The sequence below is a fragment of the Pseudomonas putida genome, assembly GCF_022627325.1.
Lineage (GTDB): Bacteria > Pseudomonadota > Gammaproteobacteria > Pseudomonadales > Pseudomonadaceae > Aquipseudomonas > Aquipseudomonas putida_X.
This window is the reverse complement of the sequence record NZ_JAETZZ010000001.1, coordinates 615,716-637,989: the sequence shown is the minus strand read 5'-3', so window position 1 is coordinate 637,989 and position 22,274 is coordinate 615,716. Positions and strand designations below refer to the sequence as shown.

The following is a 22,274-nucleotide window of genomic DNA, read 5'->3' as shown; positions in this document are numbered from 1 at the left end:
TCAGGGAAAAATTATTCTGAATTACCTTGCATGCCCCCATTAGCCTGACTATTAATTACCTCTGGAGAATGGGGGGATGGCACAATGCAACCAAGATTCGTTATCGTTCCAGCAATACCTTTGGAGAATGAGTCTTTTCAGATTGGCAATCGTTTTTATGCCGCCACGAGCTCTGCCGGATTCGACATTTACGACAATCAGGAAAAAACAAGATTAAAGCGCGGCTTTTCTAGCAGGACATTAGCTATCGCAGAGTGCGAAAAGCTGATTAATGACTCGCGCAACCCGTCCGAGTTATTCCCGGTACTGCGGACAGAATGTTGTGAGCGAGAAAAGTAAGCGCCATGACAACATCCACTGATAAGACCGAAAAATATTACGGCGCTATTGCAATTGCCGCTGCCCTTTTATTCATTTGCATCGCTTATGAATTTTCGGAGGCGCAAATAATATGGGCAATTTTACGCCACTCCTAGAATTACTGTTTATTATAATAGGGTCTTTGGTGGGTGTAACTCTGGCTACAGTTTTTCTCCAATGGATCGTCTAGCTCCTGTTGAGGAGTCTCGCTGACCCAGCGATCAGAACCCACAAGCCGTCCATCCACCTGCATTCACTGGAGATGTCCACATGGCTAGCAAGCCGGCTGCTGCTCACCAAGCAAAGCGATACACCCAGGATGACCGTCGAGTAATTATACTGGAATATTTCAATTCCGGGCTATCGCTAACCAAGTTTTGCAAAGTAAAAGGGCGACCCTCTTATCAGACAATGAAGTTATGGCTCTGCATCTCGCCAGATTTTGATGAAGGCAACATGCACTCTCCCTTTAACTCTAAAAGGCCCCTAAGCGAGAGTATGGATACCCAAAGCGAGCATCAGACTATCCAGACAATAGCGGGCAGACTTGCTCTCTTGCACATTCAACTAGCTGCCATCCAAGAAGAGATCGACTCTCTGAACCAAAAATCTCATCTACAGCTATTTGACATACAGCAGCTCGAACGACTACGCGCCACAACAAAAGCTAGCCAGAAGAAATTAAATAGCTGAAAAGTGTAAACCAGACGAAACAAAAAAACCTATACAGTCGCAAAAATTTGTACAACTCTACACCCATTAGTCGGCTTCTTTCCAAGCAGCCCAAAAAAACGTTACCCAAGTGACCTACTGCGCTATTGTGGATCGAACCACAAGACTAAGTCGTAGGGGACTGAAAATGCGCGTTCGAGGCGAAGTATTTTGGGATTGGGCTGATCCTACGCTACACCACCGAACCCATGACGAGGCGTTGGGCAACGGTACGACGATTGATGTCCAGGTGAGGTTGTCACGAACGGGCAGCACACAAATGTTTATTGGTGTGTATGCAAGCTCCGGCATGGCCCTTCATGAAGAGGCTTTCGATTCTCGTCCGGGCGAATCAATGACGCGAGCATTGGCTTGGGGAGTGGGACGCGCACGGCGAATAGCAACAGCCCATCACACTGAAAACCGCTCCATTGCTTGATGCCAGTTAGGCCCTGAGGGCCCTTGGTCATGGCTGGGTAATGAGGGCAGGCCCAGTCCACCAAGGGCCCACACCGTTGATTTAGTCCTGCTCGCCCCCTGCAAAGTCTTGCCGTTTCAAGCATGTGTTCCCAGCGCTTATCACCGCGCAAAAAACAGATAGCCGAACGTCCACACGCTCAGGATTTGCCGCTGAGGGCCCAAAAAAGCCCCACAAAGGGCCGGTAATGGCCGCCTGTGAGGCTGAGAAGGTGGAGCGCGGGATTCTTAATCCAGTGACAGGCCCTGTGTTTACTGGGGTTTCCGGCCATGTGGGACACATTCCGGGACACATTGGGCAGCCGCTGGGCCACTTGGGGCCTGGCCGGAGGGTTCTCAGAGGGCGGATTCTGGCCGCTCGCTGGGGGCACCGGGGGTAGTCGCGGCCTACCAATGTCGAGGTGGGCTCTCAAATTTTTGCAACAAAATCATTTGGGCCATTTGCCTTGGAGACCCAGGACGAACCACAGCACTAGGGGGACGCCAGGCCAGCCCACTAAGAGGCTCGCTATGGCCCATGTAGTTTCATTGGAGCCGTACCGCACGTAGGCCGTAAGGGAGTCCAGGTGCCAGGTCAGGTAACGCATGATGAGGATGTATATAAAGAAGCCCACGGGGGCCAGGAGGATGCCCAGGAGGTGAATCCCTTGGACAGTCTTGAGGAGGCGCATTGGGGCTCTCTTTGGCTGCTGGAGGCGGCACTATAGAGCCCTGCGGGTGGTGGGTACAGTGAAGGTATATAAAGGAGGGATGATGATGGTGGTGGTACTTAATGACCACTAGAGATGAATCAGTGACTGCATCTCCATGATAGACCATTAGGAAACCTCAGTTAGCCCCCCTACCCCCCATAAAGAGAGTGGAGAGGTAAGGTTCCCAATGGTCATCATCATCAGCAGTCAAGCCATGACGGACACACTGAGGTTTCCCTACAGTCCGAACAATGTCCGGCACCACGTAAGCCGTGATGTAGCCCCCGGATGAACGTCTCCGTCATCCTATTGTGGGCCCTTGGAAACTTGGGGTAGATCCTGCTGGGAACTGGAAGGCTTACGTAAGTCAGTGACGGAGGGTCCCGTAATCACTCCAGAGATAAGCCCCCTGAGTGTTTGCAGGAGTACATCAGCTCCCCAGGGCTTTTGAAGATATACCGCATTAGGCGGTAGCTCTTCATAACGCAGGTCGTACCCAGACATCAGAATGGCAGGGATGTCTGGCCAGTGCTCATGGTGCATTGCAAGAAATTCCACACCTTGGATCTGTCCAGGTACACCATGATCCACGATGACTGCATAACAAGGCGCGCCTTGGAGCCTATAGACCAAAGCATCGTCACAGGTAGAAAAACACCGGCACGGCATTCCCATGTCAGCCACGATGTCAGCTGCGAGGCTCCGTAGAAGATCGTCGTCTTCAATGATGACGATCTCCTTTAGGACACTTGCTACCTGTGTTGAGTCGTTGGGCATGCCTTATACCTCCTCCATGAAGTTTTGCACTGCGACAAGGGTTAGTCCAGTCATAGCAGATCGCTACCTAGCGCTTGCGTTACCTCCCATCCAGCCTCTGTTACGCGGAGGGCGGCCTAATACATGGCCCATGAACTTCCTCAACTCAACATCCATGTTCTTGGCCCGCATCTCCTGGACAGCCTTGTCGTTGTCCCGAGCCATATGGTCTACCCAATACGCCACAGCCATAGCCAGGGCATCGAGTCGGTCATCATGGGACAGGGCCCCACGGTCGCGTGTGAGGCGCGTGAGCTGGTAGAACAAGCTGTACTTGATGTCAGTCTGGGCCGACTCAAAGTCCCGCTCAATCAGCTTCTGGTCCACGATGAGGCGGTGCTGGGTGAGTACGGGTTCCAAGGTATCAATGATGCGCTGCTCTTTCTGCTGCGAGTGCTTCACCTCTTCGACCAGGCAGCGGTGGTGCTTCTGGAGAATAGGCTGGAAGAGCTTGGTGTACATGCCGTCACCGAAGTTGGCTTCGATGATGATGTGGTTCGCTTGGTGGGCCTTGGCGATCTTGGCGAGCGTCTCCAGGGTTTCATCGGAGTAGCCACCACGAAGGCCACCAGCGGCCACCAGGAACAGGTTGCCCATTAGGACTTTGACCACGGCATAGCCGGTTTCGTCTTGACCACGGCCCGAGGGGTCAATAGCCATAACGCATCCGGTGTACTCGCTCATCTCACTGGCGTGCCACATTGGCCGGTAGAAGCGGTCCCCTGTGAGCGCCACGGTGGGCATATCGTTGATGCAGAGTTCTGGTGATGCAGCCCAGGCCAATTTGACGTGGGCCATGATCGGGTTGAGGTTCATCACCATCAGGTCTTGGACCTTGAGCGGGAACTTGTCACCGTCACTGAGGCTGGTGTCCAGCATGAACTGGAGGGCGAAGCCAGCACGGCCATAGGAGGCCATACGCTCCATCAGGTCTTTGTCGTCGAACCTTCGGGGGTCCGTTGGCTTACCGGACAGGCTTGGGTCCGCTTCCATCGCTTGCGTGATGAACGGGGCCAGGCTGCCCTTGTAGTGCGGCACCTTCTGGAGAGTCGGGTACAGCGCGGGCCACACACGGATTTCATAGCCGCGTTCGGGGAGCCGGTTGTACAGGGACATCTCACACTGCGGTGTGCCCAGGTAGATGATGCGTGCCGATTGGAGCGGCTTGAGGATCGCATCGAATTCCTTCACGGCCTCGGACAGCTTGTCCCGCATCATCTGCGTGGCAGAGTTGTTCGGGATTTCGATGTCGTCCGCAATGATGATGTCAGCACGGGAACCAGTGATCTGGCCCATGATGCCCACGGACTTAACCGAGGGGGACTGGTCAGGCAGCGCTGGAGCAACCTCAAACGCTACCATCTTGTCGATCTGATCGGGCCCCGGCTTGAGGTGCTGGAGCAACGGCATTTCGTGGATGAGGCGCTTAACGAAGGTGGAGAACGCATCGGCACGGGCGCTGGACGCGGACACTACCAGGATGCGGAGTTGGGGGTTTCGCCACAGGAGCCAGCACACGAATGCGGCTGTGACCCATGACTTACCCACGCCTCGGAAGGCTTCAATGACGCATCGCCTGGGCCCGTGTTGCAGGTAGCGGGCGATGTCGTACTGGACGGGGGTGGGTTCGGGAAGGTTGAGGTGTTTCCACACCAGGTAGATGAACTTTCGAAAATCCTCCTGGGCGGGGTGAACTTTAACGCGGTCTGCCATATGGCGAAGAGACTCCTTGAGCCCGCGCAGGAGGACGCCAAGGCATAGCCGCAAGGCCGCCCAGGACGCGCCTGGGGGCACCTGTTATTGTTATTGGGTTAGAATCAGGGGTGTTGAGTGGGAGCTAATTAATGAGTAGATCTAGAAAGGCAGTCGCTTCACCTGTAATCCAACTAGATGAACTTTTACAAAATGCAGTGGACTCGATCTGTCTTGGAGTAGAGGACTATGAGCTAAGTGCCACTCCAGGAAAAGAACGGCGCGCCATCTCTGCGGCACGCAATTTCTATTCAGGGGTGCTACTTCTCTTTAAGTACCGCATCGGCTCACTTGCCAGCACTCCAGAACAAGTTGTAGAGCTACTTCACAAACCAATCAAAATTCAACCACACAGGAACTCTGGCGGCCTACTTGAATGGCGTCCGACTCCGCACCCCAAAGAAACTATTGACACTGGAATGATCGAAGCCCGACTCCAGGAACTTAAAATATTCCATGACTGGAATGTCGTAAAAAAACTTCGCGACTGCCGCAATGACCTTGAACACTTCCATCCAAAGGCGCCTACGACTGAAATTCAGCGACTGATCGTTGATCTATTCCCCATGCTTCAACGGTTCATTCACGAAGAGCTAAGCGATAGCCCGTCCGATCTTCTTGGAACGGCATGGGACTCAATGGTGGCGGTGAGTGAGTTCTATGAGAGGACTCAGAGCGAGGCCGCCAAAAAATGGCAAGCTGCCGGTCTCCCGGACACCGCCTGGCCATTCTTGAGTACCTGCCAGTGTGAATCCTGCTACTCCTCATTGCTACAGCCGCTCAAATCGAGCATTGACGCTGGGTTCACGCCTGATGTAATGGAGTTTGAGTACGAGTGCATTAGTTGCCGAAACACAGGTTCAGTCGTGCAGCTATTTGAGGAAGAATTTTCAATAGCTAGAGAGGATCATTATTCGGACGGAGTCCTGATTCGGACTTGTGACAACTGCTATATAACGGCGTTCTCCATGGTGGACGAACACTGCCACTGGTGCGGAAAATACGATAGATGGCCGCGATGCGCGATATGCAACGCGCCTGTCAGCGAACACACCCGAAATGCGGGAGGCAACTGGTGTGATCGGTGTGATGCGGACGAATATATGTTCCGAAACAGTTAACGACTCAAGTGGACTACATTGTCATCGTCAAAGACAGGCAAATCACTTAGGTCTCCCATTGCTGTCCCTTTGGGGGCCAAAGATTCAATTTTGTTATCTTTTAGGAACTGGCGGATGACGTTGAGGTACGCCGGTGCCGGTGGCGAGCGCACCAGCTTCCCGTCCTCCATAACGCCCTCACCGTCGATGGTCACAGGGACGCCCCGCATGATTTCGAGGCACCACACGGCGAACTCGTTGTGGACTACTGCAAGTTCCTTTTCGGTTGCTCTATCCGAGGACATGGTGGACTACCATTTCGAGTGCTTTAGGGAAGCCGAGGTAGTTCACGGCCATGGTGATCGCTACGCCCAGGGCGAGCCATTTGATTTGAGTGAGGTTGTCCTGGATGTTGGTCAGGGCCTCATTCAGCGCTTCGGTCATCTTCTGGACCACGCCCAGTTCTTTCTCCTGCGCTTCCACGCGGACCTCAAGGCGGGTCACGCGGCGGTCGATTGTTTCGCTCATTGTTGTTTTCCAATTGGTGGCCCCCGGTCTCCCGAGGGCGAATCTATTAAGAGGTGGTAGAGGTTTGGACCCACAGGGCCGTTTGGGCTTCCCCGGAGAGCTTGAGCGCCTCCTGGAGTTCGGCCTTAGTGGCCTGGATGGTGCTGTTGTTGGCGAGTACCCAAGTGATGGTGTCGGTATCGCTCAGAGCCACGATGGACCGGGCCATGCGGTTTTGGCTGGCCTCATCGCCATTGAAGGTGTTCCCTGCCGTGGTGGTTACTGTGATGGCAGCAACGGCATCGGTGCGATTAAGGACGAACTCCATCCGCGTGGTGTCGCTGGAGACAACGAAGTCCCCCACGGTCCCGAAGTCCCCGGCCACTGCACGGGTGAAAAGCTCACGCCCGTAGTCGTGGGTGTCGTCTTGCGTGGCCGTGAAGGGGGCCTCACCAATGCTGGCGAAGGTGACAGTCAGGGTGACAGCGGTTTTGTCAGCGTTCGCGTAGACCGGGCTTGAAGCCGAGGTGTACACCGCTGCTGAGGTGCTTGTGGTGCTTGTGGTGCTGGTATCAGTCATTACGCTACTCGCAACATGACGGTGGCCTTGTAGCCGGAGGAAAGGTATCCACACACCATCCAAGTGCCGGATGCTGTGACAGACGATTGGTAGTTGTAGGAGCCGTAGTAGATGCTGGAGCCCGCCAGGAGGGTGCCTGGGGCATAGTTGCCGTTCGCCCACATGAAGGCGTAGGTGCCCACTGCGCCGACTGCTAGCTGCCCCGTGTAGGCCCCGAGGTTGGCCGAGTGGATGACCGGATAGGACACGTCCCCCATGGACCATCCGCCGATCTTGAACACATTGTCCGTGTCGATGCCCAGGTAACAGGCGTACTGCCCATCGCGGATGAACGCCATTACAGCGGAGGCGGCGTCATTGTCGCTGTTGCCGATGGTGAGTGCGGGGCTCTGCCCGGAAGCGGTGATAGAGGCGATGGCGGGCGGGCTTCCCGAGTAGAACTTCATCCCTGTGGTGTCGTGCTGTGAGCCCACTGCGATGTAGTTGGAGATTGCGAAGTTACCGCTGTTGTAGACCGTAAACCAGGCGGACCAGGTGGTGGCCCCAGTGGCATATCGGAAGAACCGCTGAGTGCCCGATGCGAACTCCTGGGCGATAGCTGGCAATGCCGATGTGTCTTTCCAATGCCCATGCACAGTAAGGATGCCATAGCTCGGGTCAGCCACTCCTGGGATGGCAAGCCCCCCTGGCCCTCCAGAGATGAAGCCAAACTGAGTGCCCGTGCCGTAAACGTCTGCGGGGGTAGCCGTGGCCATGGTTGTGGTGCGGAAGTCCACCAGGGCCCCCAAGCCATGAGCCAAGTGTGACGGGAAGTATTCCAGCCCGGTCTCCGTGGCATTCTGCCGAAGGGCCTGGAGCGCCTCACCGGAGGCTACTGGCAGCTTCAAGCTCGCGGCGTACCCTGCTGCCTGCTGCTCAGATGTTGCGGCGTTGGTCTCGCTGGTTTTCGCGGCTGCTTGCGAAGCGGCACTGGCCGTCTCCGAGGCCGAAGCTGCGGCTGCTGAGTTCGCGGCGTTCGTTTCGCTTGTCTTGGCAGCCGTTTGAGAAGCGGAGGTCGCGGCTTCTGCTGCCTGGGTGATGACGTTGAGGTCATTCACAGCAGTCGTGTGGATCGCCTCCAGGTCGCTGTTGGCCGCCGTTCGGATTGCCGTGGTCTTGTCGATGGAGTCCTGCTCAATCGCAAGCATGGTGTTCCTGAAGTTGACGTTCATGTAGTTGAGCGTCATCAGGTCTTGCGCATCTACAGGGTCTGCGAAGTCAGTGGCGCGGACGCCCTGCCCATCCCAAACGCCATCAGCGGTCAGGTGGATACTCGCCTGGGTGCCGTCATACGCCTCCTGGGCGCAGTACAGGTTGTACGTGACCATCAGGTCCAGGTCGGCTTCCAGGAGCGTGGAGCCATCCTGGAAAGACACAATGGCAGAGTCCTTTGGGGTGATCCGGCGAATCTCCACCACAGCCCCAGCGACAGGCGCGGAGGCAATCTTGATGGTGTACGAATCTACCCAAGTGAAGTCCGTGACCACTGTGTCCACGGACACCTGGATATGGGCGGTGTCCAGGTAGGGGAAGTTGAAGGGGAAGTTCGTGGTGGCTCCGTCCGCTTTCAACTGGACGTAGCTGTATGGTGTGTAAGCCAAATAGAGGGTTCCATAAAAAGAAAACCCCAGCCGGAGCCGGGGTTCTCATAAAGGTGGTTGTGTGGGGCTAGTGCTGCTTCGCGCCTGTTGGGTAGTCGTTGGCGATCATGTTCAGCATGGTGCTAACGGGGGCTACGTTGTTCAGCGGCAGAAGGCGGGCCCAGTTCTTGATGTCCGTTGCGGACGTTTGGGAGTCATCGGAAAGCCCGTTCTTGACGAGCTTCTTCATGGAGATGAGGCCGTTGATTGCCTGATACGTCGGGTTGGATACGAAGCTGGAGAGGTCGCTGGTGGTCCGCATCCCCGAGAACAACGGGTACGGTGACACCGTGTCATAGAGGTTCGGCAAGAGTGATGCCTGGGAGATTTTGCCGAAGCTGTTGGCAACGATCTGGCCGGGGGCCATGCGCTGATCCAGGTACTTCTGGCGGGTCTCCTCGTTCATCCCCATGGAGTCCAGCATGGTCCGCCCCATGTAGGTCAGGCTCGCCAGGAAGCCACCGTGCAGGACAGTGGACAACGTGGCCCAGTCCCGATGGTTCGCGGCAAAGAGCATGGACTTGTTCCAGCCGTGCATGGTGAAGGCCATGAACTGGAACATCGCTTTTCCTAGTGTGGTCCCCATGAGTGGAATCATGGAGCTAAGGTCGTTCTCCTGGATGACACGGCGAGACTCCCGGTGCATAGCGGTCATGAATCTGGAGTAGTTCTCGGGAGAGTTTTTGACCCATGCCCCGAAGTCCAGCTTGTGGGACGGACCGAAGGCACCTTTGCGGGGCGTGCTGTACTTCTTGAGGTCGTCCAGGACGCTACTGGCTTGGTCCCTGCTCATCCCCATCCAGGCGAGTCGATCATCTGTGAGGAGCTTGGAGGCTGCCCCGTTGGCATGGTTGACCCAGTGGTTCACCAGTGCGATGGCGTGGATACGCTTCTGCTGGATCATCAGTGGAGTCATGCCGGTGTAGTCCAGGACTCCCTTGGCAACTTTGCGCAGTCCGTTATCCACGGCATCCAGCTTGCGGTTGAACGCGGTATCGCCGTTGTGGCGAACCCAGTCATCCTTGGCGCTGAAACTCAGGCGAGCCACATAATCCGCCCCGGCACCGCCGATGGTGTTTTCCAGATGGTCCAGGAGGTCATCCGGTGCGCGGCCAGTGGCGATGTCACGGCGTAGAGCGCGGAGCGCTGGCACGGCCTGGAGTGTGGCCTTCCAGCCCATGGACCCAGTGATCTGCGACAGTTCGGAGACTTGGTTCCATACCGCCCCGCCCATGAGCCGGATGACGTTGAAGTTCCGCCACATTTCCAGACTTTTGTTGAGCGTGGAGAACTCCTCCATCGGCAAGCCCTGGATGCGATCGAAGGCGAACTTCAAGTCCTTACGCATACCCGAGACGTTCGCGCCTGGGCGCATCCCCTCCCCGAACTTGTTCTCCGTGGCAGCCATAATGGCCTTTTCGATGTCCTGCCCCTTGTACACGTCCAGGTGCTTGGCGAGTGCCACGCTCCCGGCCATGCGGCGTAGGTACGGCTCCACAACTTCGAAGGCATTGGTGTGGATGAAGTCGTTCATGGAAACAGCGCTCTTCGTCCCATCAGCCCCTGTCCAGGTCTCCGTGTGAAGCTCATTCACAGAGTTCCGATTTTTGAGGCTTGCGGCAGTCCGCCCAGCATCCGTTCCCTTCGAGGGCAGCATATCGTCCATGACCCGCACAGCCTCTTCTTCCGAGTAGCCCCCGTTGAGCATTAGCGAGTGCTTCAAGGCTTCCCGGTCGGTGCCCATCATCATGGAACCCATTGCGTCTTGAGTGCGGTTCGCGTGCGCCTCTTCGACAGTCCGAACGTACCATTTTGCCCAGCGAGTGGCAGCCTCATCAGAGATGCCATCTCGGGCACCTTGATACGCCCGTGCCCACCAGCCGGTGACAGCTTCGTGGCCCCAGGTGTTGACCATGGAGTTCCACTTGTTCACGTCATGCTTACGTGGGAGGTAGTTCGGGTTCTTCTCCAGGGTGCCTACCACGGAGGTAGCGCCAGTATCCGGGTCGCGGATTTCCGTTTCAGTCAGGCCCAGCTTGATTCGGCCTTCATCCTTGAGGGGGTTGTTGATGTAGTCCGCCACATGGTCCAGGGTCTTGCGGATGGTCTCACCAGCACGCACTACTTCATCAGGGAAGTCCGCATCCCGGCCCCGGATAAAGTCCGACACCAGGCTACCGAACTGGTCATAAGCCTGGGCCTTTTGGTGCCACTTGAAGCCGTTCGCTTGGAACCATTTCTGGAACTGCGGAAGCGAGGCTTTCTTCATCTGTGTGGCCCAGCCCTCAGCCCACTTCGTGGTGTCATCCCAGGCGTTAGGCCCGACCACGGAATGGTCCTTGTAGCCGATGGATGTCCCAAACAGCTTGGAGGCCAGCGAGCGTACTGCCGAGGGTGCCTCAGCTTTGCCCAGCTTGTTCTCCAGGCCCAGGCCCCAGCCGAACACTTCGGGGATGTTCGCGGCCTTGGCGGCCTCGGTGTCCACATGGACTTGGGTGGACGGGGCTACAGTTCTGCGCACCACTCCACCGTTGCCAGTGAGCGGTCCCGCAACCTCCAGCAACTTTGAGAGCGCGTTGTGTTCGTTCTTCCCAATGCCCAGGAGCTTGCGCAGACTGGACACGAAGCGGTCCCACAGGCGCTTATCTGGCTGCCCTGGCACGGCTTTGGATTTCATCCACTGCTGTAGCCGTGGGTTCGTGAGTCCGTAAGCAATCAGTTCCTTGGGGTTCTGGAGGTTGATCCCCAGGCGGCCCTCAAGCGCGCTCTTCCAGGAGTCACCGAACTCAGCCTTAGCGGCCTTGGTCAGCGAGCCATGGAGGCTATCCAGGTCTTCGGCGGCCCTACCGATGCGCGGGTCCGAGATTCCCAGGTGCGGGTCATTCACTGCGTGGATCTTGTACACGGTGGCCGCGTGGACCAGCTCATGTACGAAGGTCTCTTCATTGAGCCCCGAGAGGTCAGACAGTCGCCCGGTGGGACTCATGTACGAATGGCCCCGGAGGAACATTTGGATGCCATCACCAGTGGAGTGGTGCGGAGTCAGCACTGCGCCCTTGGCTGTCTTAATGGCTGCGTCCATAGCGGGGTTGCCGAACTTCTGGCCCTTTTCAATGACCTTGAAGTTCATCTTGCGGAGGTCCACGGCTTTCAGGACACGGTTCAGTACCTTGACCATATCCGGGTTTTTTGAGTAGGCCCGCACGTAGTCAGCTAGTTGGCTAACGCGATTGATGCCACTAGGCAGAACCAGGTTGTCATCACGGCCTCCCGAGGTTTCATAGCGGGGCGTGTCCCACTCTTCACTCCACGGCTGCTTTCGGCCTGGCGTTGCAGGTGCTTCGGGCTCATCCCGTGGGGTTTCCGGTGGAGGCTCGTTGGGCCCAGCCGCTGGTTCCTCGGGTGCCCGTGGCTCCTCGGGGGGCAAGTCCACGGTCTTCGGTTCTTCACCGGGAGAGTGGATGCGTGCGGACCCACCATCCTCAGCCCGCCAGATGATGGCGTTACCGGGCGTGTTCTCAGTCTTGGCGTCCTGGCCGAACCTGCGGAGAAACTCAGGCTGGCTCAGCGCGCCTTCACCGGGGCGCAGGAATCCCGCATCTGTCAGCTCCTTGATCTGCGCCTTGCCTGATTCCTGGCGGCCCCACTGGGCCAGTCTGGAGTTCTCCTCAGCCAGTGGTCCCTCCACATGAGCCAGCCCGCCACCAATCGCCCCGAGGCCCAAGCCCATTGCTGCGGAGATATACAGGTCGTCATCCGTGCGGAGCGGGTTGTATCGGTTCATGAGGGCGTCATAGCCCACGTTGGTCCCAGCCCCGACCACGCCCATGCGGACTGCGTTGGCAATCCTTGAGCCAGCCGTGAGCAAGCCTTCGCCGCCCATGCCGGGGACAAAGCCAATGAGCGTAGGTAAGTCCACTAGCCCACCGACTAGGCGGCCTCCCATGCCTACGACTCCCATCTCAGACAGCTTCTGCTCATCCTGCATGGACTGCTGCATCCGGGACCGCCGGAAGTCGGCATCGGAGTCGCTTGTGGCTTGGAGGATGTAGTCCCAGTTCTTCTCGGGAATGCCCTCCAGGTATTTGCCGGCCTTGTCATTGTCCCAAGAGAAGTTCCAGTCCGTCGATTGCGTCCCCCTGTCCCGCCACCAGTTCACCACGGAGTTGTCCGAAGCGAAGCCCAAGGCCAGCGAAAGCGGGAGGTTCTCCACGTTGTTGATGAAGCCCCCGTTCTCTGCCTGCTGCTGGGCCTGCATCTGTACCAGGTCCGAAGCGGAGGCACTCTGGTCCGGGCCAATCGTATCGCCGGAGGTGAAGGCGGAGGACAGGGGGTCAGGCTTTCCCGAGGGGGTCTGCCCTGCGGCTGGGGTGGTGCCGTTGAACTTGCTCAGGTAGTCCCGTGTTTCCGGCCAAGGGGTTCCTGCGGCCAGGGCCTTGGCAGCCCGAGGACCACCGTTGTAGTCGGCCAGGGCCATATCCATGTTGCCGTTGTACTTCGCCAGGCTGTCTCGCATGTAGCGCCCAGCGGCATCGGCGGCTTGGGTGTAGTCGTGCGGGTCAGTGACACCGTATGCCTTCTGCGTGGCGGGCATCAGTTGGAACGGGCCTTCGGCTCCCTTGCCGCTTTCGGCATCGAGGTTGAACGATGATTCTTCACCGCTCATCTTGAACAGCGTCCCTTGCGGGAGGCCATATTGTTGCTCGGTCGAATCAGTGATTTTCCGGGCATCTTCCAGAGAAATTTGAGTCATTACTTGCCTTTGTTATTGGAGGTACTGCGGGTCAATAGGATTCAGCGCACGCTGCACTTCGGCGGCATGTTCTGCATTAGCTGCGGCTGTCTTAGCCTTGAGGTCTGCGGAGTAGGTGTTCCCAATCCACTTCTCCACCTGCTGGCGGGAGTAGTTCAGGACTTGGTGGTTCGTATCTGTGAGGGGCACGCCCCCGGTCCACATGGTGTAACCGCCCCGGTCGTTGGGCTCCATGCGGATGTTCCCCTTGCCGATGTCTTGGGCATCCGCGACCTTCCCCGGCACCTCATCAATAAAGCGCTCTACCCATTTCCCCCGGTCTTCTCCCTTGGGGACTTGGGGCAGGTCTTTATTCAGGTACAGGGTGTTGTTGATATTCGTGGAGACATTCGGGTCTTGTAGGTACTGCACCGTGGCCTTCACAGCGCTGGCCGCGTCAGGCACCTGGCCGGACTTGAGGAGGAGTTCCGACCTGCGGCGAATGTCCGCCTGGACTGCCGTGAGGTTCGTCTGGTCATTGCCCCATAGTCCCTCAGCCCAGTGGACTGTCCGGGACATAAATCCAGGGTTCACCACGTCATTCACAGCGCTCGCTACGTTGGCCTTCATGGCCCCCATATCGGCTTCGGTGACACCGGAGTTGCCGCCCTGATAGACCAGGGATGCCGCTGAGTTGGCATCGGGGAAGCCGCCCTTCTCCATCAGGAACTGGATGTCGGAGAGCTTCTGGTATGCCCCACCGGCAAGCTGCTGGGCGTATGCCGGGTTCACCGCGTTGATGCGGTTGAAGGTGTCGATAGCGCCCTGGCCCTGCTGGTTAAGCTGGCCTTGCTGCTTCCCGTCCGGTGTCCATCCAAGGGACGCCAGGTTGGTGAGACCCGACTGGAGAATGCTCTTCCATTGGGGGTTATCCACCTTGTTCGTGGAGTAGAACTGCACCTGCTTGTCGAACGGCATCTGCTCCTGCTGCACACGGTTTGCCATGTACTGCTGGGCGTACTGCTCGGTCTCGAAAGCCTTCATCTTGCCTTCGGGGCTCATCACCTGCTGAGGCTGGAGGTACGCCAGGTTGCCTTGGTCGATGGCTACCCGCGTTGATTGCTGGGCGTTCGCCATGGACTGCTGGGCGGTGGACAGAAGCTGGAAGCGGTTGATGTTGTTCTGCCGCTGGTTCAACTGGGACTGGCTATGGTTGATGACAGCGTTCCAGGTGCTGGCCGTGACCCACCGTTCGTTCTTCTGCGCCCAATCGTTGAAGCCCCTCTGGTCCAGCTCACCGGCATCCGCTTGGGTCAGGAACGGGCGAATCTCATCGTCCACACGCTTGCGCTGGTTCTGGTCATCCATGCTCTGCGCGTGGAGGCTCATTTCGGCTGCGGTGGTTCCGCCCAGCGTGGAAGCCACAGTGACACCGGATGACAGCTTCTGCGCCAGGAGCGCATCCACCAGGGACTTGTTCCCGGTCTGCGCAATCTGGACCAGCGTGTTGTTCAAGGTGGTCTTGCGGGCATCATCCCGGAGGAGCGAGGTGGACGACAGCAGGTTGAATCGACTGGCAATGGCCTGGGCGGCTTGGTCCGTGGTGCCATTGAACTGGCCCCCAGTGACATCCCCCACCACGTTCATGAGGTTGTCGCTGGACTGCTGGATGCCCTCCGTGATGGCCTTGGAGTTCATCGTCCGGGCGTTCGTGTCAAACACGTTCATGCGGAACGCTTGGTAGCCCTTATCGAAGCCCGCCACGGCAAACTGGTTCTGCCCCTCAAGCGCTTCATTGCGGCTCTTCGTGAGGTACTCGTCCACCTGCTGGGGATCGGTGAACTGGAGTTCGCCAGTCTGGATTTTCGACATGGTGTCCCGCTCCATGCCTTGCATCAGGTTCTCACCGTAGATGTGCTGGAGCGTGCCCTGGAAGGCTGGGGACTGGGAGGCCAGGATAGAGCCGTCTTTGATCTTCTGGCCCAGCTCACCTACGGTCATGGAGTCCGCTGTGTCTTGAGCCTTCTGCCGCTCCTGCTGATCCTCAGCGGAGCCGAACTGTTGGAGCGCCTGGGGGATCGCTGAGGAGCCAAGCGCCTGGGCCAGTTGGTTGGCCTTCAATCCAGCCGTATCGTCCAGGTGTGCCCGGACTGGCTGGAAGGCGATTGGGTTTACTTGCTCCATGCCCTGGACGCCAGGGTCATAGTTCACTTGTCCACGCATGTGGCCTCCTTATGAGCCATTAGGGGTTACGGTGGTTGAGCCAGAGTTGGCCCGTAGTTGGGTGCTGTAGGCCCCGAGTGCGCTGGAGCCGATGCGACTGGCAGCTTCCAGGTAGTTCGGGGAGTCCACGGAGCGGAGGGAGTTGAGCGCGCTTTGGATGCCGTAGTAGTTGTTCTGTAGCTGGGTGTTGTTGTTCGCTACGGTCGTGCTGTAGTTCTGCTCTACGGATTGGTTGTAGTTGTCACGCTGGGCCGAGAGGTCGGCCAGGAGTGCATCCACAGAGTTGCCCTCTACGCCTGCTTCACTCGCCTGGGCGCGCGCCGTGGACATAGCCGCTCGGGCCTTGAGGTTGTTCTGGTATTCCTGCTGGGACGCAGACTCACGGGCCTGCTCGTTCGCGTAGCCGGTCTGCGCTTGGTTGTCCTGATACGCCTTCAAGTCGTTCTCGGACTGCTGCTCTTCATACGCTGCGGTCGATTTCGCTTGTTGGTTCTGCTGGACCACGGACGCGGTGGTGCCAGCCGCTGCGATGGCCGTTGCGGCCCACGCTGCTGCTACGATGGTACACATGGGAATTGGACCTTCTGGAATTCCTGGAAGGCTTCGCCATCAGGGCCGAAGGGTTCCGGGTCACAGAACTCAAAGCCCAGCCAGCGTAGCCACAGGAGATGAACAGGGTTGCCCGTCCACGCCCGGTTCATGAGTACCGGACGCAGTTCGTGCATTTGGTTGATGTAGTCCCGGCAGTGCGCCAGGAATGTCTTGCGGGCCTTTGAAAGCTCGGAGGAAGCGAGCATCCACGGAGCGCCGACCATCTCAGTCAGCGGGGCCACGCCGAAGATGGCGACCACGCGCCCATGAACCAGGTAGGTCCAGGTGCGCAGCGAATCCATCTGCCCCAGGAGTAATGCGTCCAGGGGGTGCAAGCGGGAGGACTTCCAGATTTCATCCCGGTCCTCCTCCCGCATGTTGGCGGCCAGCTCATGGCAGTGTGCCGGTGTCGTCTCCAGTACCCACGCGACCTCAGACAGCCTGGCTGCGTTTGACAAAGAAGCCCTCCCAGTCAGCGCTCAGGAAGGCCGAAGGCATCGGTGAGCCGTTCTCGATGACGATGGTGGCATCCGTGTTCTGAGTCATGATGGGGAACGTGAACTTGCCGGTGCTCAGCTCTGCCTGTCCTAATGTGGCGCTCGGGGTGCCCAGTACCTTGCCCGAGTAGGTGTAGGTATAGGTGTCCCGATAACGTGGCGTCACCTTCACCTGGAAGTACCCGGTGTTGGCGAAGTTCACGGAAGCCTTACGAAGCTGGAGGCGGCCTTCGGTGTCGCTCTTGGTCCCCCCGCCTGCGCTTTGGGTCTTCACGGTGATGGTGCTTAGCTGGAAGCTGAACACGTACTGCCGACCGACGATTAGGTCCGAGGTGGTGTAATTCCCCTTCACCTTTGCCGTTGACCCATCCCACACGATTTCCGCGACCACGCCAGGCTTGAGGGTCTGCCCGGTGGCGGTCACAGCCATGTATGTCCCATCATCCATGGCCCATGAGTGCGGGATGGTGGTGTATCCATCGGAGTAGCTCAGGGTGTCCTTCGTGACGTACTGCTTGCGGTCCAGGTGAACCAGGTACGGCTCATTTGTCCCCAGGCTGTCCGTCGCTACGGTGAGCTTTTCGAAGTACAGGCCATCGGCACGGTTGATCGCCAGGAACACTTCGGAGTCCAGGAACTCAGCATTCAGGATGGTATCGGTGTCCGGGAAGGTCCATTTGCTCCAGGAGCTTTGCACCTTCGTGTCACCGTCCCAGTAGAACTTGTACACGTAGATCGAATGGCGGTCCCCGGTGGTGAGGACGCACAACATATCCTCAGAACTGGATGAGGCAATCTTGAACACACCCGAAGGGATGTACTGGGGGACGTGCGAGGCCACGTCCGTGGAGTCGTTGGAGACATCGTTCGTGTCCGTGAAGTATTCCCGGATGGCCGTCCAGTTCTCCCGGTCGGAGGCAAAGTAGACGTTCTTCCCCACGGACTGGGGAGTGGTCAGGGCGTTACACACGAACTCCGTGGATGGCTTGATGGAGATGGTTTTGGGCGTGAGGGTGTCCCCGTTGTCGATCAGGAATTGGACCTCATCGGAGAACAGCAGGAGTTGCTTATTGAACGACACCGCGTGCTTGAGGATCGCCACTTTGGTGTACGTGCTGGATACGTCGATAGGGTCGCTGTCCAGAAGCTCCGTCACGGTGGTGCGGTAGAAGTTCCAGTATTTCCCCGACTCCGAGAAAATCACGGCCTCATCGGCAAGGAACCCCAGGCGGTTCCGGTAGAAGACAACATCGTTGATTGTCCGGCCCACAAAAGACGGGTCTTCGTTAGTGTCCGCATCACCGGCCACTCTGTCCGTCCAGGTGGCAGCCTGGAAGGTGAAGGTGCCGTCCGCGTTACGGACCAGCGTGTGCGGCATGGTTGAGCCATCCAGGCCCAGCGCTACACCAGGACCGACACACTCACGCCACACGCCTGTGCTGTCAGTGCCAACATCGTAATAGACGTAGTAGTCGTCCGAAGAATCGCCGGGGTCGCCGGTAATTTCGAACAGGCAGCCACCGGCCTGGGTGCAGTTGGAAGGCAGCGTGGAGAACGACTGGACTACCTTTTTGTACGCCTTCATGGCGTTGTTGTTGAAGCCATCGTAACAGTCGATGGTGAAGTCCGCGGTGCTGGTGATGTACAGGCACGAGCCCGCACGCACGCATGTGAAGCCAGCGCTTTGGATGCCCGCCACCAGCTCAGTGGCGATGTAATCCGTGGAGGCCAGAGCGGTCTTTGTGGCATCGGACCCATCTGGGGTCGCGTATGTAGCCACAGTCACGCCGTTTAAGATGACCCCGTAGGTTCGCCCGTAGTTGCCTTGGATGACACTAATCAATGCCTCGGGCCCACGGGTTCCGCTCACTGCTGCGCGGTTCGCCACAGTGATGGCCTTGTTCACGATGAAGGTGTAGTCCGCCACAGTGATGGCCGTGAAGTCGCTCGCTGGGTCACTTGCTGCCAGGTAGCTGGTTCCGTCCGGGAAAGACACCGTGCGCTCAGAGCCGTCTACGGCAAATACACGGAGCCCTCCGTTGGTGATCGCTACTTGATAGCGTTCGGTGGAGTCACGGTTGATGGTGTGGACGAATGCCGACTCCAGTGGAGAGGCAGTCACTCGGGCCAGGTGGGTGGTCGGGGGGCGCTTCATCAGGCCCTCAGAAACGGTTGAGATGCCGTTCTCTTGGGCGTCCAGTTGGGAGGCCAGGCGGAGGGTGAAGGGCTGCTGGGAAACGCCGTTAACGAAGTTCGGAATAGAGGATGAGATTAGGGACATAGGCTATCGGTCAAGTACCCGCATTACGGAGTAGTTGCCGGTCAGCACGTTGTAGCCCCCGGTCTCCGAATCGTATTTTCGGATGGCGACCAGGGCCCGCGTTTCGTCCTTCTCGGTGAACCCGTTGAGGACATCAGAGCCCACGTTCCGCTGCTGGAAAACACGGGAGGCCCGGATGGTGATGTAGTGCCGCACCGATTGGGGAAGTTCTGCGAAGTCCAGGAGAACGACCATATCCACGGTGATCGAGGAGCCGAACTCATACGTGTGGTTCTGGCGGTCGTAGATGCGCGTCCCTCGGAGTGTGATGTCCAGGGTGGCGCTCTTCCCGCTTGGCGTGACCTCCAGGCAATTGCCGGGAACGGTGATGTACTTCGTGAGGAGAGCCGGAGTCAGCTTGTAGTTGCGCTCAGTGTTGAACTGCCATCCAGGCGATTGCACGTCGATGGTGACTTCGCGGAGGACTGAGCGTGCGATGGCGGCATCCGCTACGGGAAGGCCATCATCCAGGGAGTTGACTGGCGACTCGCCAATGGTATTGAGCATGATGTTTACGGCATCTAGCTCGGTCGTTTGGGCGAGTGTCTTCATTTTCTAGGCACGAAAAAAAAGCCCCACACAAGGAAGTCCTTGAGTGAGGCTAGGTTGGTGGTTAGGCGGTTTTCAGCTCGACAGCGGCTGCTGGGCGGAGGATGCCGTGGCCCATGGCGTACTTGGCGACCATGAGGGTGCCTTGACGGCGGATGTCGTAGTCCGACTCCATCGCCAGGTCCATCAGCTTGACGGTGCCGACTGCGGCCTTGTGCATGACCAGGGCTGCGGTGCTGGTGGCATCTACAGCGTACTTGTCGCTGGTGCCTGCGGTCAGCGCGGTGCCGCCATTCGCAACGGTGGCGATGTTGGAACCGAACGGAGCGTGAACAGCTTTCACCAGGTTGATGCCCGCCACCTGTGGCAGTTCGCCCTTGGCATAGCTGCCTTGGCCGCCCCACAGGGAGTTCATCAGTTTGGTGTTCTGAGCCAGCATGTAGTACGCCGCTGGGGTCAGGTAGGCGTAACGCTCATCAGCCGGGATGAATTTCTCATCTAGCTTCTGCGCGGCTGCGAACAGTGCAGCTACCAGGGCTTCGCCAGTGGTATCGGTCAGCAGCGCGGAGTCAGTAACCGAACCGCCACCAGCTTCGGTCGAAACCGGGGCCGATGCGCGGGCAGCCAGGACGCCCAGTTGCAGGATGTGCTTGTCGTAGGTGTACGACAGGGCGCGGCCCATCTCAGTCGAGTACGGACCACGGACATCGTAGTGGTTCATGGCTTCGTCGATGGAAGCGATGAATGCGTGCGAGATAAGCAGGTCGTCAATGGTGATGACTTGCTCGTTCGCAGGCACGCTCAGGCCAGCAATCTCAGCGCCCGGAGTGTGGTACTGGGCCGAGATTTTGCCCAGGATTGGGAACTGGGCGGACTTGCCGCTGGTAATGGTGCGGACCAGGTGCTTGTCAGCGGTGACGCACGACTCCTGGAAGGCAGTCAGGACTTCGCCCGAGAACACTTTCAGGAACAGCGCTTTGGCATCGCCGGTCAGGTTCGCTTGGCCCAGGCGGGAAACAGTTGCATCAGACATTGAGGGGTGAATCCTTGAGAAAAAGTCGATGGAGCGAGCCGGGGTGAATCCCGTGGCCCGCGTTGCCACCGCGCAGGGGCGCAGTGCGGCTGGACTTTTCTGTTGCTTCTCAAGGTGCTGAGGCGGCCCGTATTAACGGCTACGGGCCAGGCCGGGTGGATCAGTTGTCAGCGACAACGGCACCAGATACAGCGGCAGTGCTGGAAGCGCTGGTGGCGCTAGCCAGGGTCGAAACAGCGGCAGATGCCACTGCCTGGATTGCATCGGCCTTGGTCACGGTGCCGTCAGCGGCAACTTCGGAGACCAGGTTCGCCAGGACTTTTGCCAGGAACGACTCAGCGTCTACGGCTACGGTTTTCAAAAAGCTCATTGGGGTGTTTCCTTTTGTTGGGTTTGGGTTGGGAGTTGAACCAGGCCGGATGGCTGGGTCACGTTTGCGGCCAATGCGTAAGCACGCACGGCCCCATAAATTACGGAGCGTTTCCACAGGGGAACTCCAAGGTCGGTCATGGCCTGGAGCAAGATTCCATCGCACTCTTTTCGGGTGATGCGTATTGGCACACCGGCTAGTTGCACGGTGAGGGTCTCGCACAGGTAGTCATGGACGATTGCCGCCTGGCCGTAGGTGCCCCATGGGGGGATCATTGACCAGAACGGACGGGGTACAGAGGCCCCATCAGTGATGAAGCCAGCGGGGACATCCACATACCGGCCAGTCCCAATGGGACCGATCCAGTAGCGAAAGGACGAAGACGCCCAGTAGTCCACGCCATCCACTTCCTCCATCCACTTGATGGAGAAGTGTTCGTCGGTGAAGCCGCTCATTGTTATTTTTCTTATTGCGGCCAGGCGTCAGAAGACGTTGGAACGGAGGAGCTTGGCCTGGACTTTGGCACGGTATGCCGGGTCACTGCGGTAGCGCTTGTCGCTCATCGCCTCAGTCACCTGGGAGGTGGATTCGAAGACATCGGCTGCGGCTGCTTTGCCGCCACCAATGAGATTTGGTTCGGTGCCAATGGCGGCCCGGTACTGGGCGTTGAGGCCGTTAACGGCCAGCTTCGCTTGTTCCAGGTTGCCATTCACAGCGGTGTTGAAGGCTTCAATTTGGGCCGGTGCCAAGTTGGCCTTGGCCCATGTGACCAGGCTTGCGTACTCATCGACACCGCCAGCTTCCCCCTTGATTGCGGAGATGTGCTGGTCTGCCAGAGCCTGCTGGCCTGCTACGTATTGATCGACCACGCCACGCGGATACCCCGCTTTAGCCAGTCGTTCATAGCTTTCAGAACTCAGTGCGCCAGTTCGGTCGAACTCCTGGGAGAACTCAGCCAGGTCCAAGCCTTTCGACTCAAGGGCCTGGCTCGCCTCATCCGGGGTGGCCGTAGAGGGTTCGGGCTCTACGGGCGCTGCTGGAGTTTCGGCGGCAGGTGCCTTGAGGTCGGCGTAAGCTTTTGCCAACTGATCCCAGGAATCGAAGCCTTCGGGCAGGCCCTCGGGGCGCTCTACGGTTTCAGCAGGGGTCGTGATGTTGTCGCCTACCGGGCCAGCATTGGCCTTGTCGATTGCGGCAATCATTGCCTCATCATGCCCTTCGGGGGCAGACGGGTTCGGGGTTACGATTTCAATGCTTTCCATTAAAGGTCTTCGAGAACGCGGCC

At 58.2% G+C, this 22,274-nt stretch carries 19 protein-coding genes; 4 read left to right on the top strand and 15 right to left on the bottom strand.

The features are described from left to right. Positions 1-84 precede the first annotated feature (84 nt). From JNA92_RS02910 to JNA92_RS02900, 3 genes are all read left to right on the top strand, one after another. Complete coding sequence (locus JNA92_RS02910; RefSeq protein ID WP_081791642.1) at positions 85-339, top strand: hypothetical protein; 255 nt, start codon at positions 85-87, stop codon at positions 337-339. Between the two features lie 291 nt (positions 340-630). Beyond that, complete coding sequence (locus tag JNA92_RS02905) at positions 631-1,053, top strand: hypothetical protein (protein WP_009681798.1); 423 nt, start codon at positions 631-633, stop codon at positions 1,051-1,053. A gap of 166 nt (positions 1,054-1,219) precedes the next feature. Then, positions 1,220-1,510 carry a hypothetical protein gene (locus tag JNA92_RS02900; RefSeq protein ID WP_081791643.1) on the top strand — a complete coding sequence of 97 codons (291 nt, stop codon included), beginning with the start codon at positions 1,220-1,222 and terminating at the stop codon, positions 1,508-1,510. Positions 1,511-3,080: 1,570 nt separating this feature from the next. On the opposite strand, the gene terL is transcribed toward JNA92_RS02900, so the two are convergent. After that, positions 3,081-4,769: a phage terminase large subunit gene (terL, locus tag JNA92_RS02895; protein WP_009682601.1), complete on the bottom strand. Its 1,689-nt coding sequence runs from the start codon at positions 4,767-4,769 to the stop codon at positions 3,081-3,083. Between the two features lie 131 nt (positions 4,770-4,900). On the opposite strand from terL, the gene JNA92_RS02890 reads away from it, so the two are divergent. Continuing rightward, positions 4,901-5,929 carry a hypothetical protein gene (locus JNA92_RS02890; RefSeq protein ID WP_127644138.1) on the top strand — a complete coding sequence of 343 codons (1,029 nt, stop codon included), beginning with the start codon at positions 4,901-4,903 and terminating at the stop codon, positions 5,927-5,929. Here JNA92_RS02890 and JNA92_RS02885 read toward each other — a convergent pair. The 14 genes from JNA92_RS02885 to JNA92_RS02820 form a co-directional block, all read right to left on the bottom strand. Next, a complete protein-coding gene (locus tag JNA92_RS02885) occupies positions 5,926-6,213 on the bottom strand; it encodes a hypothetical protein (RefSeq protein WP_009682603.1) in 288 nt (95 codons plus the stop codon). The genes JNA92_RS02890 and JNA92_RS02885 overlap by 4 nt on opposite strands. Next, positions 6,200-6,436, bottom strand: coding sequence for a hypothetical protein (locus JNA92_RS02880; RefSeq protein WP_009682604.1), 237 nt, complete (start codon positions 6,434-6,436; stop codon positions 6,200-6,202). The genes JNA92_RS02885 and JNA92_RS02880 overlap by 14 nt, the downstream gene beginning before the upstream one ends. A 46-nt stretch (positions 6,437-6,482) precedes the next feature. Continuing rightward, the gene (locus tag JNA92_RS02875) at positions 6,483-6,995 is read right to left on the bottom strand and encodes a hypothetical protein (protein WP_009682605.1); all 513 of its coding nucleotides are present in this window, start codon (positions 6,993-6,995) and stop codon (positions 6,483-6,485) included. After that, a complete protein-coding gene (locus tag JNA92_RS02870; RefSeq protein WP_009682606.1) occupies positions 6,995-8,635 on the bottom strand; it encodes a phage tail fiber protein in 1,641 nt (546 codons plus the stop codon). The genes JNA92_RS02875 and JNA92_RS02870 overlap by 1 nt, the downstream gene beginning before the upstream one ends. Before the next feature lie 67 nt (positions 8,636-8,702). After that, complete coding sequence (locus JNA92_RS02865) at positions 8,703-13,427, bottom strand: transglycosylase SLT domain-containing protein (RefSeq protein WP_009682607.1); 4,725 nt, start codon at positions 13,425-13,427, stop codon at positions 8,703-8,705. 12 nt (positions 13,428-13,439) lie between these two features. Beyond that, positions 13,440-15,629: a hypothetical protein gene (locus tag JNA92_RS02860; protein WP_009682608.1), complete on the bottom strand. Its 2,190-nt coding sequence runs from the start codon at positions 15,627-15,629 to the stop codon at positions 13,440-13,442. Positions 15,630-15,638: 9 nt separating this feature from the next. Next, the gene (locus tag JNA92_RS02855; RefSeq protein WP_009682609.1) at positions 15,639-16,199 is read right to left on the bottom strand and encodes a virion core protein, T7 gp14 family; all 561 of its coding nucleotides are present in this window, start codon (positions 16,197-16,199) and stop codon (positions 15,639-15,641) included. Continuing rightward, positions 16,184-16,678 (bottom strand): hypothetical protein, encoded by a 495-nt coding sequence (locus JNA92_RS02850; RefSeq protein ID WP_127644136.1) that lies wholly within the window; start codon positions 16,676-16,678, stop codon positions 16,184-16,186. The genes JNA92_RS02855 and JNA92_RS02850 overlap by 16 nt, the downstream gene beginning before the upstream one ends. Then, positions 16,653-18,998 (bottom strand): tail protein, encoded by a 2,346-nt coding sequence (locus JNA92_RS02845; protein ID WP_009682611.1) that lies wholly within the window; start codon positions 18,996-18,998, stop codon positions 16,653-16,655. Before JNA92_RS02845 ends, JNA92_RS02850 begins: the two co-directional genes overlap by 26 nt. A gap of 3 nt (positions 18,999-19,001) precedes the next feature. Further along, entirely contained in the window at positions 19,002-19,589 is a 588-nt protein-coding gene (locus JNA92_RS02840) for a tail protein (protein WP_009682612.1), read from the bottom strand. Positions 19,590-19,650: 61 nt separating this feature from the next. Further along, the gene (locus tag JNA92_RS02835; RefSeq protein ID WP_009682613.1) at positions 19,651-20,619 is read right to left on the bottom strand and encodes a phage capsid protein; all 969 of its coding nucleotides are present in this window, start codon (positions 20,617-20,619) and stop codon (positions 19,651-19,653) included. A gap of 160 nt (positions 20,620-20,779) precedes the next feature. Further along, positions 20,780-20,989, bottom strand: coding sequence for a hypothetical protein (locus JNA92_RS02830; protein WP_009682614.1), 210 nt, complete (start codon positions 20,987-20,989; stop codon positions 20,780-20,782). After that, positions 20,986-21,444 (bottom strand): DUF1353 domain-containing protein, encoded by a 459-nt coding sequence (locus JNA92_RS02825; RefSeq protein ID WP_009682615.1) that lies wholly within the window; start codon positions 21,442-21,444, stop codon positions 20,986-20,988. Before JNA92_RS02825 ends, JNA92_RS02830 begins: the two co-directional genes overlap by 4 nt. 27 nt (positions 21,445-21,471) lie before the next feature. After that, entirely contained in the window at positions 21,472-22,191 is a 720-nt protein-coding gene (locus tag JNA92_RS02820) for a capsid assembly protein (RefSeq protein ID WP_241803224.1), read from the bottom strand. Positions 22,192-22,274 lie beyond the last annotated feature (83 nt).

Bases quoted from the DNA above. Each gene is read 5' to 3' on its own strand.
- terL (WP_009682601.1), bottom strand. From the start codon at position 4,769: ATGGCAGACCGCGTTAAAGTTCACCCCGCCCAGGAGGATTTTCGAAAG.
- JNA92_RS02880 (WP_009682604.1), bottom strand. From the start codon at position 6,436: ATGAGCGAAACAATCGACCGCCGCGTGACCCGCCTTGAGGTCCGCGTG.
- JNA92_RS02905 (WP_009681798.1), top strand. From the start codon at position 631: ATGGCTAGCAAGCCGGCTGCTGCTCACCAAGCAAAGCGATACACCCAG.
- JNA92_RS02865 (WP_009682607.1), bottom strand. From the start codon at position 13,427: ATGACTCAAATTTCTCTGGAAGATGCCCGGAAAATCACTGATTCGACC.
- JNA92_RS02820 (WP_241803224.1), bottom strand. From the start codon at position 22,191: ATGATTGCCGCAATCGACAAGGCCAATGCTGGCCCGGTAGGCGACAAC.
- JNA92_RS02890 (WP_127644138.1), top strand. From the start codon at position 4,901: ATGAGTAGATCTAGAAAGGCAGTCGCTTCACCTGTAATCCAACTAGAT.
- JNA92_RS02885 (WP_009682603.1), bottom strand. From the start codon at position 6,213: ATGTCCTCGGATAGAGCAACCGAAAAGGAACTTGCAGTAGTCCACAAC.
- JNA92_RS02835 (WP_009682613.1), bottom strand. From the start codon at position 20,619: ATGTCTGATGCAACTGTTTCCCGCCTGGGCCAAGCGAACCTGACCGGC.
- JNA92_RS02875 (WP_009682605.1), bottom strand. From the start codon at position 6,995: ATGACTGATACCAGCACCACAAGCACCACAAGCACCTCAGCAGCGGTG.
- JNA92_RS02845 (WP_009682611.1), bottom strand. From the start codon at position 18,998: ATGTCCCTAATCTCATCCTCTATTCCGAACTTCGTTAACGGCGTTTCC.
- JNA92_RS02860 (WP_009682608.1), bottom strand. From the start codon at position 15,629: ATGCGTGGACAAGTGAACTATGACCCTGGCGTCCAGGGCATGGAGCAA.
- JNA92_RS02840 (WP_009682612.1), bottom strand. From the start codon at position 19,589: ATGAAGACACTCGCCCAAACGACCGAGCTAGATGCCGTAAACATCATG.
- JNA92_RS02910 (WP_081791642.1), top strand. From the start codon at position 85: ATGCAACCAAGATTCGTTATCGTTCCAGCAATACCTTTGGAGAATGAG.
- JNA92_RS02855 (WP_009682609.1), bottom strand. From the start codon at position 16,199: ATGTGTACCATCGTAGCAGCAGCGTGGGCCGCAACGGCCATCGCAGCG.
- JNA92_RS02900 (WP_081791643.1), top strand. From the start codon at position 1,220: ATGCGCGTTCGAGGCGAAGTATTTTGGGATTGGGCTGATCCTACGCTA.
- JNA92_RS02830 (WP_009682614.1), bottom strand. From the start codon at position 20,989: ATGAGCTTTTTGAAAACCGTAGCCGTAGACGCTGAGTCGTTCCTGGCA.
- JNA92_RS02825 (WP_009682615.1), bottom strand. From the start codon at position 21,444: ATGAGCGGCTTCACCGACGAACACTTCTCCATCAAGTGGATGGAGGAA.